Origin of the sequence: Streptomyces sp. NPDC127097, assembly GCF_042724075.1 — a bacterium.
Classification (GTDB): Bacteria; Actinomycetota; Actinomycetes; order Streptomycetales; family Streptomycetaceae; genus Streptomyces.
This window is the reverse complement of the sequence record NZ_JBHXFI010000002.1, coordinates 193,127-209,972: the sequence shown is the minus strand read 5'-3', so window position 1 is coordinate 209,972 and position 16,846 is coordinate 193,127. Positions and strand designations below refer to the sequence as shown.

Sequence of the window (16,846 nt, the reverse complement as noted above, 5' to 3'; positions counted from 1 at the left end):
TGCAGACCCCCTGTGACCGTCGAAGCCACCAGCCAAACAGAAACAGGGTGAGAACGTCCCGGATCGGGCGTAACCCGCGTGTGATCCGCGCCTCACCCCGATGCGGCACCGGCTGAAGGCAGACGCTTCACCGGGTGGATCACCGCGACTGGCCAGTTCGGCTATCTGGCAGGGCTGCTGCTACTGGTGCCGCTTGGCAATGCGGTCGCCAACAGGCGCCGACTCATCGCCGCGCACCCGTCGATCCGCAGTGGGCATGATCCTGACTGCCTCGGCAGCCAGCCGCATGGATGGCGTTCGCAGGGACCGCGGCGGCTGGGCTGTTCGCTGTCGTGGTGCGGACCACGGTGGCCTACGCCGCGTCGGTTTCGCCGCCTGCCGAACGCGGACGGAACATCGGTGTCGTGGCCTCGGGCATTGTTTGAACGGAGCGCTCCGCTCCGTTCGGGTACGATCTGCCCAGACGCTGTTCGATAAACACCGGAGATTCCATGACGTCGACAACCCGACCCACTGCCCTCGTTACCGGCGGCAGTCGGGGGATAGGTGCGGCGACCTCGCGCGAACTCGCTTCTCGCGGATACCGGGTGGCCGTCAACTACTTCTCGAACCGGGACGCGGCCGAGAAGGTGGTCGCAGCCATCGAGGCCGACGGCGGAGAAGCTTTCGCCGTGCAGGCTGACGTGTTCGACCCGAGCCAGGCGGCGGAACTGGTGCGGCGCTCCGCAGTCGACGGATACCTGGACGTGCTTGTCTGCAACGCCGGTGCCCGCTTCGCGCCCACCCCGATCCGGGATCTTGCCTGGGATGACTTCAAGGCGAAGGTGACGGACGAACTCGCTTCCGCCTACACCCTCACCCAGCAGACGTTGGCGATCATGGGCGCCCGAGGGCAGGGCCGGATCGTGTACGTCTCCAGCGCCGTCGCCGATGGCCCGCCCGCCCCGGGCATGGCTGCGCACGGCACCGCCAAGGCCGCCCTGAACACCTTCGCCCGCTTCGTCGCCTTCGAGGCCGGCCCGCTCGGCGTCAACGTCAACGTCGTGGCGCCAGGCTTTGTGCGCACCGAGGCCAGCGCCCATATGCCGCAGGAGGTCCAGCAGCGGCTCGCGGAGCGCACCCCCTTGGGACGAGTGGCCGAGCCTGAGGACGTGGCCCGAGCGATCGCGATGCTCGCCGGTGACCAGGCGGGCTTCGTCACCGGCGAGGTCCTCACCATCGACGGAGGCCACGGCGTGGCCCGCATGTAGAGGAGTCAGTGGTCATGGGTGACAAAAAAACCGGTGCACCGCGCGGCCGACGGCGGGAAGCGGACCACAACGACATCCGCCTCATGCAAGCCGCGCGCGAGGTCTTCGCGGAACAGGGGTGGGAGGCCCCGGTCTCCGAGATCGCCCGCCGGGCCGGGATCGGCATGGGTAGTCTCTACCGCCGCTATCCCAGCAAGGAGCAACTGGCCCAGCGGATGAGGATCGTGGGCATGGAACAGCTGGTCGCTCTGGTGCACACGGCTCTCGCCGAGGAGAAGGAGCCCTGGGCGGCCTTCGCCCGCTTCCTGCGCGACGCGCTGTCCGCCCAGGGCCTCGGCACTCCGCTGCTTCCGGTGCTCGGCGGCCGGCTACCGGCCACCGAGGAAGTCGACGCCGCATCCGACCGGTTGAGGACCGCCTTCGAGGCCCTGGTGGGGCCCGCTCATCGAGCCGGCGTGCTGCGTGCCGACTTCACCTCCGCCGACCTGCCGCTGCTGCTCGAACACCTCACGGCCAGGCTCCCCGTCCCTGGCGCGCGTGCCACCGCACTGCACATGCGCTATCTCGACCTGGTTCTCCGGGGGTTGCGCACCTCTGCCGCCGACTCACCCGCCGCCCTGCCGGGTCCTGCACCGGACTGGGCGGAACTCCGGGAGCTGTGGAACGCTCCGGCCGGGTGACCCGGCATGTTTCCGCCGGACGTGTCCGGCAGAGCCGACGCTTCGCTTGCCGCATCGGCGAGCTCCGGGAGCAGCCCGCTCAACCTCTCCTGGCGGAGCCGCCCACGCCCGAGCCAGGCAGCAAGCCAGGCCGTCGAGTTCCAGTGGATCCCGACCTGCTCCTGGAGGCGGCCCGCTGCTACCACGGTTGGGAGGTGCTCCCGTGCAGCGGCGGCCGAGGTCGTCCGTCGCGGGCACCGGGACGAGGCACCCCGTACGGTCTGAACGCGCGGGGCGCGGGGCCTGCCCAGGGGGTGTCGGCAGGCCCCGGCCCGGCACTCAGCAGTTGGTGTGGAGCACCTCCCCACCGTTCGGCCACAGCCCGGTGGTCCGGTAGCAGTGGTTGCTGTTGGCGTCGAGGTGGTACAGGTACTCCTTGGCGCCGCCGTTGCCCATGGCGAAGGTGACGGTCGCGGTGGCACCCGTCGCCTCGGCGGGGAAGTATGCCTTCCACGTCTGGCCGACCGGCTTGGACGTGTGGCAGTAGTTCTTGCTCTCGATGCCGTCCGGCCCCTGCCACTGATAGCAGGTGTCGACCAGGAAGCCCGAGTTGTTGCTGAACTGGATGTAGTTGTCCGAGCTGGCGGATGCGGTCGGTGCCGCGGTGAGAGTGCCGGCCAGGGCCAGGCCCACGACTGCGGCACCGTGCATCATCGACTTCTTGATTGCGCGCACGCTGATTTTTCCTTCCTCGTCCCTGTCCTCGTTGTGGAGGGGATTAGCACTGCTTCTCGGTGAGGGACGGGCCCCACGTGTAACCACTGAACTCGTAGCAGTGATTGCTCTTCAGGTCGGTGATCTGCGGGGCTTCGAGGTCGCCGATCGCCTGTCCGTGGACGAGTACGGTGAGCCGTACTCCCGTTGCATCGGCGGGAATGCCCACTCCCCAGTCCGTGCCGATGGCCTTGTTGTCGTCGCAACTGTCCGGAGTGGTGGACCCCTCCCACTTGTAGCAGGTCTTGACGAGGAACCAGCCGCTGTTGTGGAAACCTATGTGGCCGGCGGAATCGGCCGAGGCGGGCGCAGCCGTGACGGCTGTGCCGCCGAGGGCGAGCAACAGCGTGGCGGCGCTATAGGCCATGGACCGCTTTGTCTTACGCACGGGGTGTCCTTTCTGATGGCGAGGGAATTCAGCGTCCGTTCATCAACTTCTGGTCGCACGGGACGATGTCCTGACCCACGCGCTTGCCGCCCGGGAGGGGCGTTTCGGTGCGGAGACCGGTGATCTGCGCACCGCCGAACTTTCCGCCCTGGATCGACACGTTGGTGACCTTGCGGTCCATGTCGTAGCCCAGCTTCAGCATGCCCTTCTGGCCGGGCTTCACGGTGATTCCGACGGCACCCGTGCTGGTTTCCGTGCTGGACTGCGAGAATCCCGCACTGGCCCCGATTCCCAGCCTGTCCTTGACGACGGTCACATCGACGCTGGCGCCGATGTTCCACCCCCAGGAGAAGGAGTGGCCAGCGGTGATGGTCTGGGTGATGTCGTTTCCGTTCGGGCTGCAATTCTCGATCGGCCCGGTGTTCAGATCCGTGTTCTCCGCGTCGTACCACTTGGTGATCTGGCCGGCGTCCTCGGTGGTCGTCGGGGCACACGAGACGGACAGCTCGCTGCACTGCTGGAGTGCCTCCAGGACGTCGGACTGCCTGGTCAGCGTGGAGCCGTTGTCGTACGTGACGGTTGCACTGCCCTCGTTCAGCCAGTTGTCGGTATGGCCGTTGACGTCTTGGGGGGTTGCTGCGGACGCCGTCGGCATGGCCATGGCCAGTGCCATGACGGACACCGCGACGGCGATTGCTGCCCGGTAGGGAAGGGTCATCAAACGTTCTCACTTTCTCGGCAACGCGAGCCGATTTCTTGGAAGTTTCGGTTGCTCCGGCGCCTACCGGATTCAGCAGCCGGTTTCCAGGAGCTTCGCGTTGAAGGCGGTGCCGCTCACCTCGACGCAGCGGTTCTTGTCGGGGTTCACGGTGATGCTGTCCGCCGGAGATTCCCAGGGGAAGGTCTTCAGGTCGATCAGGACCTGCGTGGTGTTCGGCGGGATGCCCACCGTGACCACATCGCCTATGGGGCGCGAGTAGTGGCAGTAGTTCTTGTCCTCCGCGCCCACGAACGTGTAGCAGGTGGTGGCGGCGATTGCGGCGTTCTGCCGGATCTGGACGTTCGTGCCCGAAGCGGCGGATGCCGAGGTGGCGAAAACACCCAGTGGCAGGCATGCGCCAGCCGCGATGACCAGGCCGAGTACGGCCCTGTTGCGCCTCTTCATGATGGTTCGATCCTTTCTCGGAATTACCACGGAAGGCGACGCCGTTCGTTGCTCGACCGAGACCGGCACGCCCTTCGTCAGAGGTAAGTAAAGCCAGCGGACAACTCCCCCGGAACAGCGAGGAGCAAAGGCTTCGGTCGTTCAGGAAATCCGTGTGGAAAACCGCTGGGAACAGTCTGTGGAACCGCAGATTCCGAGTCGCACAACCCTGGGGAACGCCACCGCGAACCACGACCTGCACCGATGAGAGCAAAGCGCCTCGGCCTTGTCCGACTTCCCTTCACCCGCGCCAAAGCCCCACCCATATGGGTGGGGCTTTGGCGCGGGGGCATCGTCGGTCAGCCGTGGGTCGTCCGCTCACCCCGCCCCGGAGCGAACGACGCCATCGCGGCGGCCAGTTGACTTCGCCTTGAGATCCCCAACTTGCGGTAGGCGCCGGTGAGACGGGCCTCCACGGTCCGCAGGGAGACGAAGAGCCGCTCGGCTATCTCCTTGTTGCTGTGGCCCTGGGCGGCCAGCGTGCTGACGCGCTCCTCACCGGGAGTGAGCAGACCGGTCTCGTCCCTCCCGGCCCGCCCGCCGGCGTCGTGCAACCGTTGCCGCAAACGCGTCGCGAGCACCGTGGCACCGCACTCGGTCGCCAGCACCAGGCCCTTCCGCAGCGCGCTGCGTGCGCCGGCCGTGTCGCCGCGGTGCATCGAGGCCACGCCCAGGTCGTGCAGGGCCCGCGAGAGTTCGAGCCGTGCCGGGGTCGGCGTGAGCACCTCCACCGCTTCGTCCAGCAGGGCGAGGCGGCGCGCTCCGGTCGCCGCCTTCCCCGCCATGCGCAGGGCCACGCCGATGGCGCGTGGGATCCGGCACTGCCGCGCCAGGTCGAGTTCCTCCTCGACGAGTTCCCGGGCCGCGTCGGCCTCTCCCAGCGCGAGATGCAGGGCGGCGGCCCGGGAGCGCCACGGGCAGACAGCCGGGTTGACCGTCCCCGAGGCGTCGAGGTGATGGCCGCACTCGTGGAGCAGGGAGAGTGCCGCACGGGCGTCTCCCTGGGCGGTGCGCAGCGCCGCCGAGCTCATCAGGAATAACGGTGGCTCCCAGGCCCCTTTACCCGGCCCCTCCCCGGAGCGGGCGAGCGCCACCCGTTCCGCCGCGTCGATGTCGCCCTGTGCCAGCAGTGCGTCGATCCTGATGGCGTCGAGGGTCGTCGCGTACGGAACCCGTCCGGCGGCACGCGCCGGGCGCAGCGCCTGCCGCGCCATGGCGAGCGCCTCCGTGACGTCCCCCCTGCGCAGGGCCGACGCCGCCTGATAGGCCGCCATCGCGCCCGCCAGCAGATCCCTCCCCCTCCCCTCGATTCCCTGGGCGAGTTGGGAGCGCCACCGGTCCGCCCGGTCGAGTTCGTCGAGGTGCAGCAGGGTCAGGGCGACGAAGCAGTGCAGGGGGAACGTCTCGTGCGACAGGACCGGCAGGGTCCCCGCGGCGCGGTCGAGGAGCGTGCCGACGTAGGACGCCGGGCGCCCGGCCCGGAGGGCACGGAACGCGTGCAGGGCGAGGAGTTGGCGCTCGCCCGGTGTGCGGCCGAGCAGCTGGTCGACGTCGACCGCCGGCGTCGCAGGACGGTCGGTGGGCCGCTCCCCTTCCAGCAGCGACTGCAACATCGCCACGCTCAGGGCCAGTTCGCTCTCCGCACCACGACCGTCCGCCTGCATCCCGTCCATCATCAGACGGTCCACCGCGGCGAGCGCGGTTCCCGATCCGGGGGCCAGCAGCAGGAGGGAGGTCAACAGTCCCAGTGCGGCACGACGGTCGGTGTCGTTGGTCAGCGACTCCAGGGCGCCGGACACATACGACCCGGCATGGTCGGCGTTGTAGCAACTGGTGACGGCGGCCAGTTGCAGCAGGACGGGGCCGCGTTCCCCGGTCTGCGGCGGCTGGCGCAGGGCGCAGCGCAGATAGCCGGCGGCCCGCTCCGGTGCGCCGCGGCGCAGCGCCTCGCGGGCCGCCCCGCGCAGGACCGGAACGGCCCAGGCGCCCTGCACCGGATCAGCTGCCAGGAGGTGTTCGGCCACCTCTTCGTCGGGCCGTCCGCCGAAGTACGACACCTGGGCGGCGCGGGCGTGCCCGCGGCTGAGTTCGTCGGGACACATCGTCTCGAGGACGGTGTCGCGCACCACCGGATGGACGAAACCGAGTTCGCCGTCCGCCCGTAACAGGCCAGTCCCCCGCAGGTCCCAGGCCACCGCCCGTACCACCGCCTCCCCCCTCCCGCAGTACGCGGCGAGCAAGGACCGGGGTCTGCCGTCGCCCAGCAGGGCCACCGCCTGCGCCAGTTCCACCGCCTCCGGGGCCCCCTGGGACAGCCGGTGGCGTATCTCCCTCCTGAGGGTGGGCAGGGAGACGGTGCGGATCCGGTCCTGGCACTCGGCAGTGGGCCGCAGACCGCTGAGCTGGGCGTGGTACAGCAGGGCATGCAGGAACATCGGGTGACCACCCGTGGAGGCATGGCAGGCCGCGCAGAACGACGGATCGGGGTCCGTCCCCTCCCACACCATCTGTGCCAGCCTTCGCACGTCCACAACGCCGAGGGGCCCCAGGCCGATCGTGTGGCAGTGCGAGGGGTGGAGGAGCTCTGCGAGCAGCGGATCGGGCCTGCGGAACTCAGCGGTGGGAGTGATCACCGCTACCAGTACCCGACATGGCTGCACGTGCCGCACCAATCGCACGAGCCAGCGCAGCGACGACGGGTCGATCCACTGCAACTCGTCGACGACCAACAGAAGGGGCTGCCGGGCGGCGAGCCGCTGGGCGAGCCCGTCGAGCCCGTCCAAGGCGGCGGCCATGGCATCGGGCCCGTACGCCGCCGGATCCGACGGCGCCGCGGCATCCAGGACCTGCGGCGCGGATGCCCCGCCGTCCCCCGCCCCCGCCCCTTCGCCGGCCGAGCCGACGACGGGCTGGAACAGCTGCCGGACCGCTGCGAAGGCGCTCTCCCGTTCCAGCTGATGGCAGCGGGCCCGCAGCACACGGAACCTGTCGTCCCGCCGCCGCCAGGCGCTCAGCAGCGCCGACTTCCCGATGCCGGCGGGCCCTTCGATCTGCACCACTCGGGGCCGGCCCCCCGTCAGCACCTGGCCGGCCACCGCCTCCAACGAAGCCATCTCGGCGTCCCGTCCGACCAGCGGCCAGTGCCCTCGATCAGTCATCATGCTCCCCCACGCGGCGGACGGACGTCGGTCCCCATGCGTCGCCCGGCTGCACCTCACAGCCGCGTAACTTCTGGCGGAGAGCCGGGGATTGCATGGCCACCTCACCGCCAACGACGTACGGCCGCCCTGTCGCGCTGCCCGTCCTGGGGCTGACCACACCGCGAGCCGCCGCGGCCGCTCCAGAGACACAGACCCAGGCCGACTGCCCCACTCCCGTTCCATGAGCAAGCCTCTTTATCGGTAGGGCAACGGCTTCACAGGAGATCACCGGTGCGGTTGCATCCATGCGGGAGGGCCTCGTGTCAGGCACTGGCGACGGGGTGCTCGATGCCACCGCACCAAACGCCGGTGATGGCGCGGGTGGCGCGGATGTCGGCGAGGGGGTCGCCGTCGATCAGGACGAGGTCGGCGCGCAGGCCGGGGGCGATCGCGCCGCGGTCGGTGAGGCCGAAGTGCCGGGCCGGGAGGCTGGTGGCGGCGCGCAGTGCCTCGGCGGGAGTCAGTCCGGCTGTGACGAGCAGTTCCAGTTCGTGGTGGAGGCTTGTCCCGTGGGGGACCTGGAACGGTACGCCGGGCTGGGTATTGGCATCGGTGCCGGCCAGTACCGGCACACCCGCGCGGTGCAGGGCCGCGACGCTCGCCAGGGATCCCGCGAACGCCTTCTCGTCGCCGCGGGTGGTGGCGACGCCTTCCATCATGGTCAGGGTCGGGACGCTGATACGTCCTTCGGAGCTCATGCGCTCGACTGTCGCGGGGTCCAGCGGCGTACCCAGGGGGATGTGGGTGACGAGGTCGGCCCCGGCGTCCAGGGCCATGGTGAATGCGCCGTGTGAGGCGGCGTGGGCGATCACCCGGATCCCCCGTGCGTGCGCGGCGGCGACGAGAGCCGTGGCCGCGGCGGCTTCGGGACCGCCTTCGCCGGGCGCTTCCAGGACGATCTTGAGGTAGTCGGAACCGGCGGCGATCCGGTCGATGACGTACTGGGCCGCGTGGGCGGCATCGCGGATGACGGCGTCTTCCGCAAGGAAGCGGGAGTGGGGGCCGCCGGGGCCGATCACGGGAGTGCCCGCGCTGCGGATGCCGGCGGTGCCGGGTACGTCGCGGAGCGAGGCCAGTTGCTCGGGTGAGTTCGCCATGTCCAGCCCTGTGGTGACTCCCCAGGCGGCGAGTTGGTCGAGGTGGTCCGGGCCGTTCAGGTGGACGTGGGCGTCGATCAGGCCGGGCAGCAGCACCGTGCCCCCGGCGTCGAGGATCCGGGCGTCGCCGGCGTCGGTGCCGATCGTGCCGCCGTCGATGACGACGGTCGTGGGGTCGGTCAACCTCTGACCGTCGAAAACGCGGACGTTGGTAAGTGCCGTTTTGGGGGCGGCGGATGACATGTGAACCTCTCGAAGTAGCGGTGGATCTTCTTTCCCGCCGAGGTGGAACGCATACGTGGCCTCACCTCGGTGCCGCCCGGCGGAATCAGCCGTCATTCCTCGGGTTCATAGGCTCGCGGTAGGGGGCGACCGGCGTGGGTGAGGCCGTATCCGGTCTCCACTGCGCTTGCGCTTGATGCGTTCGGCGTTGCGGCGGAACAGAGGCAGCATGGCCATTCCCTCGGGTGGTTTCCACCATACATGAATGTGGGTTCGCGTTCACATAAGTCACTCCGGGTGCGACAATCGGCGATGTGACGACCACCGACAGCTCCCCTCGGCCCCCACAGCAGAGGCGCAGTCGCGCCGCCATGGAACGCATCCTCGGCGCCGCCCAGGAACTCGTGGCCGAGCGCGGCGCCGTCGCGCTGACCATCGCCGACGTTGCTCTCCGCGCCAACGTGGCCGTCGGCACCATCTACAGCCGCTTCGCCGGTAAAGACGCGCTTCTGCCTCGGTGAAACGGTCGACGCCAGGCACCGCACCCGCGCCCACCACTGCGACGATGGCCGAGTCGGTGGCGACCTCGACCATGATCCGGTGATCACGCATCAGGCACCGACGGGCCTCGTGCCCGGAGATGCCGCCGGCCGGGGTCGTCCTACTGCTCCAACATGATGTCGGCCAGGTCCTCACCGGGCTGCTTCTCCCCCTCGTGGAGGGCCTGTTCGGCCCAGATGACTTTGCCGCGCGGCAGGTAGCGGGTGCCCCAGCGCTCTGCGAGATGGGCGACCAGGAAGAGCCCGCGGCCGCCTTCGTCCGTGGCGGCCGCCCGGCGCAGGTGGGGCGAAGTGCTGCTGCCGTCAGCGATCTCGCAGATCAGACGCCGGTCGTACAACAGCCGGACGGTGATGGGCGCGATGCCGTAGCGGATGGCGTTGGTAACCAGCTCGGACAGGATCAACTCGGTGGCGAAGGCGGTCTCCTCCAGTCCCCAGATCTCCAGCTGTCGCAGACACCTGGCTCGCACCGGTGCCACGGCTGCGGGGTCCGAGGGCACGTCCCACTGAGCGACGCAGTCCGGATTCAGCAGGCGGGTGCGTGCGACGAGCAGAGCGACATCGTCGTCGGGGCGGGCCGGGAGCACGGCGTCCATGACGGCCCGGCAGGCTTCTTCCGGGCCCCGCTCCGGGTGGCCGGCCAACGTCTCGCGCAGGAGGTCGAGGCCAGAACCGATGTCGCGGGTGCGGTCCTTGAGAAGGCCATCGGTGAACAGGACCAGACTGCTTCCCTCCGGCACCTGCAACTCCGCGACTTCGAAGGGCTCCCCTCCTCCCAGCCCCAGGGGCACGGAGGCAGGCACCTCGGGGAAGTCCACGGATCCGTCGGGACGGACCAGCGCGGGCCCGAGGTGGCCGGAGCGTGCCACGGTGCAGCTACCGGAGACCGGATCATAGATCGCGTACAGGCAGGTCGCCCCCGTGACGCTGTGCCCGTCGTCCTCGGCCGCCGCATCGGCATCGATGTGCGTGACGAGCTCGTCGAGGTGAGCCAGGAGTTCGTCCGGGACCAGGTCGAGGGCACAGAAGTTGTGCACGGCGGTGCGCAGGCGGCCCATGGTGGCCGCGGCATGCAGACCATGGCCCACCACGTCGCCCACCACCAGGGCGACCCGCGCCCCGGGCAGGGGAATGACGTCGAACCAGTCACCGCTCACGCCTGTCTTGGCGGGCAGATAGCGGTACGCCACCTCGAGGGCATCCTGCGCCGGCAGGCCACGGGGCAGCAGTCTGCGCTGTAGGGTCACGGCGATGATGCGCTCGCGGGTGTAGCGGCGGGCGTTGTCGATGCAGACCGCAGCCCGCGCGACGAGCTCCTCGGCGATGAGCAGGTCGTCATCGATGAAGAGCTCCGGAGACAGGGCGCAGCGGCTGAAGTGGACCACGCCGAGAGTGCTGCCACGGGCCCGCACCGGGACCGTCAGGAACGAGTGCAAGCCATGTTCCTTGGCCCAGGTCGCACGGAGAGGGTCCGTCGCGAGCCAGCAGGCGACATCCGCATCTGCCGGGTGGTGGAGGGCAGCCCGGCCGGTGGACAGACATTGGGCGGGCGGCGACACCTCCGGATAACTGTGGGATTCACCGATCTCGACCACGGCTCCGGCCGAGATCCCGGCCGCCTGCCGCTGCGCAGCACGCCGCAGCACGACCCGGTCAGCAAACGGACCGGCCTCCGGTTCATCGCCGCGGAACACGACATCGAACAGATCGACGCCGATGGCGTCGGCGAACCGGGGAACGGCCACATCTGCCAGTTCCTGGCAGGTACGCCCGACATCCAGGCTGCTGCCAATGTGCCTGCTTGCCTCGTCGAGCAGAGCGAGCCGCTCCCGGGCCAGAAACTGATGGGTCACGTCGGCCACGGCGACGTTCACCCCGCGCACCGGTCCGTCCGCGTCCTTGAGCGGGGCGATATCCACCCGCCATGCATGCGGGCGTTCCTCACCCGGGACCCGCGCGTAGCTCTCAAGGGTCCGGGCCTCACCGGTGGCCCCCACTTGGTCGATGTAGCGCTGAGCTGCCTCGTACGCGGGTCCCTCCAGGAAATCGGTCAGCCGGCGCCCCCTGATCTCTTCCTCTGGGGCGCGGATCAGCCCCGCCATCCGGACGTTCGCCCGCAACAGCCGGCCCTCGGTGTCGTAGATCGCGAGCGCGAACGGGGACTGGTCGAATGCCCAGTGCATCAGCGCGCCGTCGCAGGACCGGGCGGAATCGGCATGCGCGGCTACCAGGAACCACTGAGCGTCGCCCCCCTCGTGCTGTGAGAGCGCGAACGCTTGCAGCTCGGACTCGAGCCGGCGACCGTCCCGGTGGCGCAGGACCACGTTCCCGCTCCACCCTTGCTGCGTGGACAGCTGCGAAAGCACCGCTTCGGGCAAGGGTCCCACCGCCAGAGACGCCGCAGGCTGCCCCAACACCTCGGAGGCCGGATAGCCCAGAAACCTGTGCGCGCCGGCGTTCCAGCCGACGATCACACCGGCTGCATCGACCATCGCCAGTGCCGGGTGCGCCTCGTCGAGGGGCCCACTGGAGGAGCCGGCCGCGCCTGGCGTGTCCATGTCGATCCCTGCCTATGAGAGACAAAACAGAACCACTGTCCTCAATGATCCTCCCTTTGTGAATGATCTACATATTGCGGACCAACAGGGCCGAGCCTTGCTGCGGCGGCACTGCATACGCACGTCCACTCCGCGGTCGGGTGCGCGGTGGCGCCCAGGCTCCGGACGCGCCTGGTGGAATGCTCGATGGCCGTAGAGACGTACAGGCGCGCGGGTCCTGTCCGCGGGCGGGTCTCGAAGAGATCGCAGGCGAGCAGCGCCTCGGCCGGACCGCGTAGGCAGTCAGCCCAGGTCGCGCTCTGCCATTCGGGCTGAACTCCCAGTCCGTGTTGTTGAGTTGCACTCTCGTCACGCAAGGCGATCTACCGGTCCGGGAGCTGCCGCGCAGGCGGATCCCACGGATCCCTCACGACTCGGTACGCGCCTTGGAGCCCTTCACTCGGGACCTGGCAGACCTTGATCGGTGCTCGGGCCACCTGCCGTGGTGACAGGGAGGCTCTGCCAGGCGGCCCAGTCTGCGCTTATGGCACTCGCGGCCTGCAAGAGCCGGGGCAGATGCTTCTCAATGAGGGTCTCCAGGGTGGTTTCGGCCGCGTTCACGGTGACGTTCATGGCGGCGATCACCTGCCCGTGGCCATCCCGTACGGGCACCGCAACGGACCGGATGCCGCCGGCGAGTTCCTCGTCCGCCACGGCCCAACCGCGGGCGCGGACTTCCCGGAGCACGGATTCGAGCTCGTCCGCGTCGGGCTGCCAGCGGGGGGTGATCCCGGATCTGCTGGGTTGCGCAAGAACGTCGCGAAGCTGCTGTGGGGACAGCGCCGCGAGGAGCACTTTGCCCTGGGAGGTGGGGGGGAGCCGGAAAGCGGGTTCCGATCGTCACCGCGATCGAGATGATCTTGGGGACGGCAACCCGGGCAACGTAGACGATGTCCGAGCCATCGAGCTGGGCCATGGACGAGGACTCGTTGGTCTGGCCGACCAGGTGCTCCATGTGCGGTCGGGCGATATGCGCGTGGCTCCTGGGCACGAACCCCAGTCAGCACTGAATACGCGCGGCCGGTGCCTCCGGCTCCGAGGCACCCACCGGCATCCCGCCCGGCCCAGCCGGCCGATCCCTCGCCGGCCGGCAGCTCAGCAAGGATGGCGCCGATTGGGCAGGGGCAGGGCTCGTGAGGGTGTCAGATCAGACAGCGAACTCGCCTTGGTGCGACGGTCATGTTCGTTCACCTTCCGCCCCGATGGCGCATCGCTTGGCCGGCACCGGACCGCGCGGGCGGTCAGAACTGTGCATAAGCCTGGCGGGCCGGCAGGCCCCTATTGATGGTGTGCCACTGGGGCGCCGTCACGTGAGTGACGGAGTCACAGGTCCAACTGGAGTTTGAGCAGGCATACGACCACGTCGGTGCGGGAACTCAGCAAGCCGGCCATGAGAATGCCCCGTTGGTTCTGGAGAATCCGGTAGCGGCCGTGCAGGGGTTCCGCCTGGGGAATGAGTACGGCGACCTGCTCGACGTAGCCGCTGACTGGATGCACCAGGGAGTGCTGAGGGCTGTCGATGATGTCGAGCCGTGGGCCGGGGTTCCATCGCGCCCAGTCGGCGCGCATGGCGTCTGCTTTCGTCCGGTCGTCGAAGACGGCGACCACGACGACCTCATCACCCAGTGAGGACGCGGCGTTGAGGGCGGCAGCGGCGACCATGTCGACCCTGCCCAGGGGGACGATGACCAGACTGTGGGTTCGTGTGGGGCGTGGCGGGGTGCCGTCCAATTCGAGTTGGTCGCGAACGCGCGTGTAATAGCACTCGATCCGGGAGAACAGCAGGATCAGCAGCGGCACGGTGAGGACGACGATCCAGGCGCCGGCGAGGAACTTGGTAGCGAGCAGGACGACCCCGGCGACGGCGGTCAGCACAGCCCCGACGCCGTTGATCAACGCCCGGGGCAACCAGCCGTCGGGGCGTTGCATGCTCCAGTGCCGGACGAGGCCGATCTGGCTGATGGTGAAGCCGACGAAGACGCCAATGGCAAAGAGCGGGATCAGGCGCTGGGTATCGGCACTGACGACGACCAGCATGACGCCGGCCAGCACCGCCAGTGCCACGACGCCCCAGCGGTGGACGGGCCGCTCCGAGCGGAGGGCGAACAGATGAGGGAGACGGTCGTCCTTGGCGAGAACGCTCATCAGGACCGGAAGGCCGCCGAAGCTGGTGTTCGCGGCGATGCCCAGCACGAGAGTGACGATGAGGCTGATGGCGTAGTAGGGCCAGCCGGTCCCGAAGGCGCCGGCGGTCAGCTGGGCCAGCAGCGTCACACCGCCGCGTGGCTCCACGTGATGGCGGCGGATCAGCAACGACAGCCCGATGAGCATGGCGCCCAGCAGCAGCTCGGTGTGTTGCGCCCGCTTGACGCGTGGTTGGCGGAACATCGGAACGGCGTTGGCGATGGCCTCCACCCCGGTCAGCGCCGAACATCCCGCGGAGAACACCTTGAGCACCAACGGTAATGCTCATGATGTCTCCATTTCGGTGAGAGGTAACCGCCTGATCCAGCTTCGGAGAGTCTCCGGGGGCCTGCACGCCCACCGCGCTGGACGGGTGCGATGTGGAGGACGACCAGGCACAGGTTCTGGACCTGGCAGACATGCAGGGCACGGTGCTGCGGCAACGGCCCCCCGCCCTACACCGGCTCCTACTTCCTGCTACGCATCGACGACCCGGCGGACGGCCGCCGCATGCTGAACGTGGCCCTGAGCTGTTCCGGACCTCGCCACGGCCGTGAGCCGCACGCCCCTGGAACGTGACGTCGGCTCTGCTCGCGAAGAGCAGCGGGTGCGGGCGGCCGTGGAGGCGGAAGGTTGACGGATCAGGACCCGCGCACCGAGGGGGATGACGGCGCCGGCGCCGGGGAGCGCCCCGCCTCCTGGAGCGGGAAGTAGTCTCCCGGCCGCGTCGAGCGCCGCCACACGTACGCCGCTGTCGCCATCACGAGGATCAGCCCCGCCAGGATGAGCAGTTCGATCCCCTCGACGTTCCACCGGAAGGACTTCTCCGCCTCGGCCGTCACGATGAGCACCTTGCGGATGCCGGCAATCAGGCCGACGACGAGGAACGGCTCCGCGTCGAGGGTCTGGTTCCTGATGGTGAGGCGGACGGTGTGGAGCAGCTCGGCCACGATGAACAGCACAAGGCCGTTGTCCAGGGCGGAGAGAACGGCCGCATCCTCGCGGTACGGCCCCTGGATCGACCTGATGACGTCGTGGACGACCCCGACGGCCAGGAGCCCCGCGAGAACTACGAGGAGCGCTGCGACGACGAGGTGGATGCCGTCCTCGACGAGTTGCAGGAAGCCCTGTACCCGGCCGCCCTCGACCTTCGGAAGAATGGGTCGCACAGTCAGCATGCTAAGGGCGCCCCGGCCCGCAGGCGCGGCGTGCTGCCGAACGGGTGAACGGGCGGACCCTCCCTATGGTGGCAGCCCGGGGGAAGGGACGAGGCGCGACATTGCCGGAGGATCTGCGCCGCCGCATCGCCAGGGGCATCCGCGGGCGGGCGGACACCGTGACGGCGCCCCTGGTGGCGGACGAGCCGGTCGACGTGTCCGACGTGGCCGAAATCGTCGGCACTCGCCTGGAGGACGGCGACCGGGACATCGGCGTCTTCCTCACCGACCTGGAGCGGCCGTTGAGACCTCCGGCCCAGCTTCTGCCACGGTCTGTGTGGCCGACGGCCTCACGGACCCGGCGCCGCAAAAGGCGGCGGGGAGGGGTGACCTGCGCAACCCGGGCAGGGCCGGCTACAGGAGCAGGTCGAAGATGGCGGTCGCGCCCTCCCAGTGCTTGGTCTGGGGGTTTTTGACGTCGGGGTACATGATCTTGAAGGTTTCGGCGAGTGCCACGCTCAGCCCGCCGATGATCTCCGGGTACCGGGCCTCGGTCTCCTCACTGGGTGCCCGGTCGAGCAGGGGATGCGCGGCCAACTGCTCGAGGATCGGCTTGAGCTCGACCTCCTCGTCCAGCTGCCGGAACCGGTGAATGCTCTCCTGAAGCCCCTTGGTGATCGGTAGATCCCACGGTTCGACGATGTCCCGGTCGTTCGCCTTGGCCGCGGCCTGGGCGACGAGCAGGAGATCGTAGAGCTTGCCGTCGACGAAGTCGCTGTACCGCTTCAGATCGTTCTTGTCCACGTCGAGACTTGCGGCGGCACGGAAGAACCTTTCGAACCTGGACACGCCCATCACGGTCATGCCTTTCGCCTCCTCGCCCTCGGTGACTACCCCACACCGGCGGCTGTCCGCCCACCGGCGCGCAATTGCCGGTTCCAGCATTCCAGACACCTCCGGAGCACGCCTGCGCATGCCAGGCCGAAGCCTTGGGGCTTATTCCACCTGACAGGCCAAGCGATCGGAACGTTCCCGGAATTGGCCGTGAGAGCCGCCTGGCGGCGGCGTAAAATGGCGTAACCAAGAGGACGCGAAGCGTTACCTCGCCGTATGAGTCATGGACCAGCCTTTGAGCACGCGAAGAAGCTGGTCACGGAACGGCAGGTGGTCCTCGACGACCGGGACGAGTGGAGCGAACACCGCCCCTCGGCCGAGGAGGAGAACCGCTACCTGGAGCAGCACGGCTTCGCCGAATACCGGAAGTGGTACCTCGGCGAAGACGACGAACAAAACGAAGAGAACAAAGGCCGGTACAAGTTCCCCTATGGCGACTTCGAGAAAGTGCACCGCTGCGGAGTCCTCTCCGCGGAGTCACGCGCCGGGCAGTACAAGCACACCGACATAGAGGTTGCCGTGGCCCATGTGCACGGAATGCTGGAGGTCCTTTCCTGAGCCGGACTCATCCCCCGCCTGCCGTCCCCGCACCGCCCCGGGCAACGCTCCCTCACCGCGCCCTACAAGAAGGGGGCTTCATCCCCCTCCCCCGCCTCATGA

15 protein-coding genes and 1 pseudogene are annotated in these 16,846 nt (G+C 68.9%); 5 read left to right on the top strand and 11 right to left on the bottom strand.

The features are described 5' to 3' along the window. Positions 1 to 129: 129 nt before the first annotated feature. From ACFWJW_RS02845 to ACFWJW_RS02835, 3 genes and pseudogenes are all read left to right on the top strand, one after another. Positions 130 to 422 (top strand): annotated as a pseudogene (locus ACFWJW_RS02845) (MFS transporter); the annotation flags it as partial. A gap of 69 nt (positions 423 to 491) precedes the next feature. Further along, entirely contained in the window at positions 492 to 1,250 is a 759-nt protein-coding gene (locus ACFWJW_RS02840) for an SDR family oxidoreductase (protein WP_387233934.1), read from the top strand. Between the two features lie 14 nt (positions 1,251 to 1,264). Further along, positions 1,265 to 1,930, top strand: a complete 666-nt coding sequence (locus ACFWJW_RS02835; protein ID WP_387233932.1) for a TetR/AcrR family transcriptional regulator — start codon at positions 1,265 to 1,267, stop codon at positions 1,928 to 1,930. A gap of 318 nt (positions 1,931 to 2,248) precedes the next feature. Here ACFWJW_RS02835 and ACFWJW_RS02830 read toward each other — a convergent pair whose 3' ends face one another. The 6 genes from ACFWJW_RS02830 to ACFWJW_RS02805 form a co-directional block, all read right to left on the bottom strand. Beyond that, on the bottom strand, positions 2,249 to 2,644 hold the full coding sequence (locus ACFWJW_RS02830) for a hypothetical protein (RefSeq protein WP_387233929.1): 396 nt from the start codon (positions 2,642 to 2,644) through the stop codon (positions 2,249 to 2,251). A 43-nt stretch (positions 2,645 to 2,687) separates the two neighbouring features. After that, positions 2,688 to 3,071, bottom strand: coding sequence for a hypothetical protein (locus ACFWJW_RS02825; protein WP_387233927.1), 384 nt, complete (start codon positions 3,069 to 3,071; stop codon positions 2,688 to 2,690). A gap of 28 nt (positions 3,072 to 3,099) precedes the next feature. Further along, positions 3,100 to 3,789 carry a hypothetical protein gene (locus tag ACFWJW_RS02820; RefSeq protein WP_387233924.1) on the bottom strand — a complete coding sequence of 230 codons (690 nt, stop codon included), beginning with the start codon at positions 3,787 to 3,789 and terminating at the stop codon, positions 3,100 to 3,102. Between the two features lie 72 nt (positions 3,790 to 3,861). Continuing rightward, positions 3,862 to 4,236, bottom strand: a complete 375-nt coding sequence (locus tag ACFWJW_RS02815) for a hypothetical protein (RefSeq protein WP_387233921.1) — start codon at positions 4,234 to 4,236, stop codon at positions 3,862 to 3,864. 338 nt (positions 4,237 to 4,574) lie between these two features. Next, positions 4,575 to 7,433 carry an ATP-binding protein gene (locus tag ACFWJW_RS02810; protein ID WP_387233918.1) on the bottom strand — a complete coding sequence of 953 codons (2,859 nt, stop codon included), beginning with the start codon at positions 7,431 to 7,433 and terminating at the stop codon, positions 4,575 to 4,577. Positions 7,434 to 7,738: 305 nt separating this feature from the next. Then, on the bottom strand, positions 7,739 to 8,815 hold the full coding sequence (locus ACFWJW_RS02805; protein WP_387233916.1) for an amidohydrolase family protein: 1,077 nt from the start codon (positions 8,813 to 8,815) through the stop codon (positions 7,739 to 7,741). 293 nt (positions 8,816 to 9,108) lie between these two features. Here ACFWJW_RS02805 and ACFWJW_RS02800 point away from each other — a divergent pair, with 293 nt between their 5' ends. Further along, positions 9,109 to 9,315 carry a helix-turn-helix domain-containing protein gene (locus tag ACFWJW_RS02800; RefSeq protein WP_387233913.1) on the top strand — a complete coding sequence of 69 codons (207 nt, stop codon included), beginning with the start codon at positions 9,109 to 9,111 and terminating at the stop codon, positions 9,313 to 9,315. Between the two features lie 140 nt (positions 9,316 to 9,455). Here the strand turns inward: ACFWJW_RS02800 and ACFWJW_RS02795 are convergent, their stop codons facing one another. From ACFWJW_RS02795 to ACFWJW_RS02775, 5 genes are all read right to left on the bottom strand, one after another. Continuing rightward, positions 9,456 to 11,912 carry a SpoIIE family protein phosphatase gene (locus ACFWJW_RS02795; protein ID WP_387233910.1) on the bottom strand — a complete coding sequence of 819 codons (2,457 nt, stop codon included), beginning with the start codon at positions 11,910 to 11,912 and terminating at the stop codon, positions 9,456 to 9,458. 435 nt (positions 11,913 to 12,347) lie between these two features. Continuing rightward, positions 12,348 to 12,746 carry an IclR family transcriptional regulator C-terminal domain-containing protein gene (locus tag ACFWJW_RS02790; RefSeq protein WP_387233908.1) on the bottom strand — a complete coding sequence of 133 codons (399 nt, stop codon included), beginning with the start codon at positions 12,744 to 12,746 and terminating at the stop codon, positions 12,348 to 12,350. A gap of 528 nt (positions 12,747 to 13,274) precedes the next feature. After that, positions 13,275 to 14,408, bottom strand: coding sequence for an amino acid permease (locus tag ACFWJW_RS02785; RefSeq protein ID WP_387233905.1), 1,134 nt, complete (start codon positions 14,406 to 14,408; stop codon positions 13,275 to 13,277). A 368-nt stretch (positions 14,409 to 14,776) separates the two neighbouring features. Next, on the bottom strand, positions 14,777 to 15,313 hold the full coding sequence (locus ACFWJW_RS02780; protein ID WP_387233902.1) for a phosphate-starvation-inducible PsiE family protein: 537 nt from the start codon (positions 15,311 to 15,313) through the stop codon (positions 14,777 to 14,779). 393 nt (positions 15,314 to 15,706) lie between these two features. Beyond that, entirely contained in the window at positions 15,707 to 16,156 is a 450-nt protein-coding gene (locus ACFWJW_RS02775) for a DUF1931 family protein (RefSeq protein WP_018092870.1), read from the bottom strand. Between the two features lie 246 nt (positions 16,157 to 16,402). Between ACFWJW_RS02775 and ACFWJW_RS02770 the strand changes: the two genes are divergently transcribed. Continuing rightward, the gene (locus ACFWJW_RS02770) at positions 16,403 to 16,744 is read left to right on the top strand and encodes a hypothetical protein (RefSeq protein ID WP_387233899.1); all 342 of its coding nucleotides are present in this window, start codon (positions 16,403 to 16,405) and stop codon (positions 16,742 to 16,744) included. Positions 16,745 to 16,846 lie beyond the last annotated feature (102 nt).

Coding starts and splice junctions, on each gene's coding strand:
- ACFWJW_RS02840 (WP_387233934.1), top strand. CDS start 492: ATGACGTCGACAACCCGACCCACTGCCCTCGTTACCGGCGGCAGTCGG.
- ACFWJW_RS02835 (WP_387233932.1), top strand. CDS start 1,265: ATGGGTGACAAAAAAACCGGTGCACCGCGCGGCCGACGGCGGGAAGCG.
- ACFWJW_RS02820 (WP_387233924.1), bottom strand. CDS start 3,789: ATGACCCTTCCCTACCGGGCAGCAATCGCCGTCGCGGTGTCCGTCATG.
- ACFWJW_RS02815 (WP_387233921.1), bottom strand. CDS start 4,236: ATGAAGAGGCGCAACAGGGCCGTACTCGGCCTGGTCATCGCGGCTGGC.
- ACFWJW_RS02810 (WP_387233918.1), bottom strand. CDS start 7,433: ATGACTGATCGAGGGCACTGGCCGCTGGTCGGACGGGACGCCGAGATG.
- ACFWJW_RS02805 (WP_387233916.1), bottom strand. CDS start 8,815: ATGTCATCCGCCGCCCCCAAAACGGCACTTACCAACGTCCGCGTTTTC.
- ACFWJW_RS02795 (WP_387233910.1), bottom strand. CDS start 11,912: ATGGACACGCCAGGCGCGGCCGGCTCCTCCAGTGGGCCCCTCGACGAG.
- ACFWJW_RS02780 (WP_387233902.1), bottom strand. CDS start 15,313: ATGCTGACTGTGCGACCCATTCTTCCGAAGGTCGAGGGCGGCCGGGTA.
- ACFWJW_RS02775 (WP_018092870.1), bottom strand. CDS start 16,156: ATGACCGTGATGGGCGTGTCCAGGTTCGAAAGGTTCTTCCGTGCCGCC.
- ACFWJW_RS02770 (WP_387233899.1), top strand. CDS start 16,403: ATGAGTCATGGACCAGCCTTTGAGCACGCGAAGAAGCTGGTCACGGAA.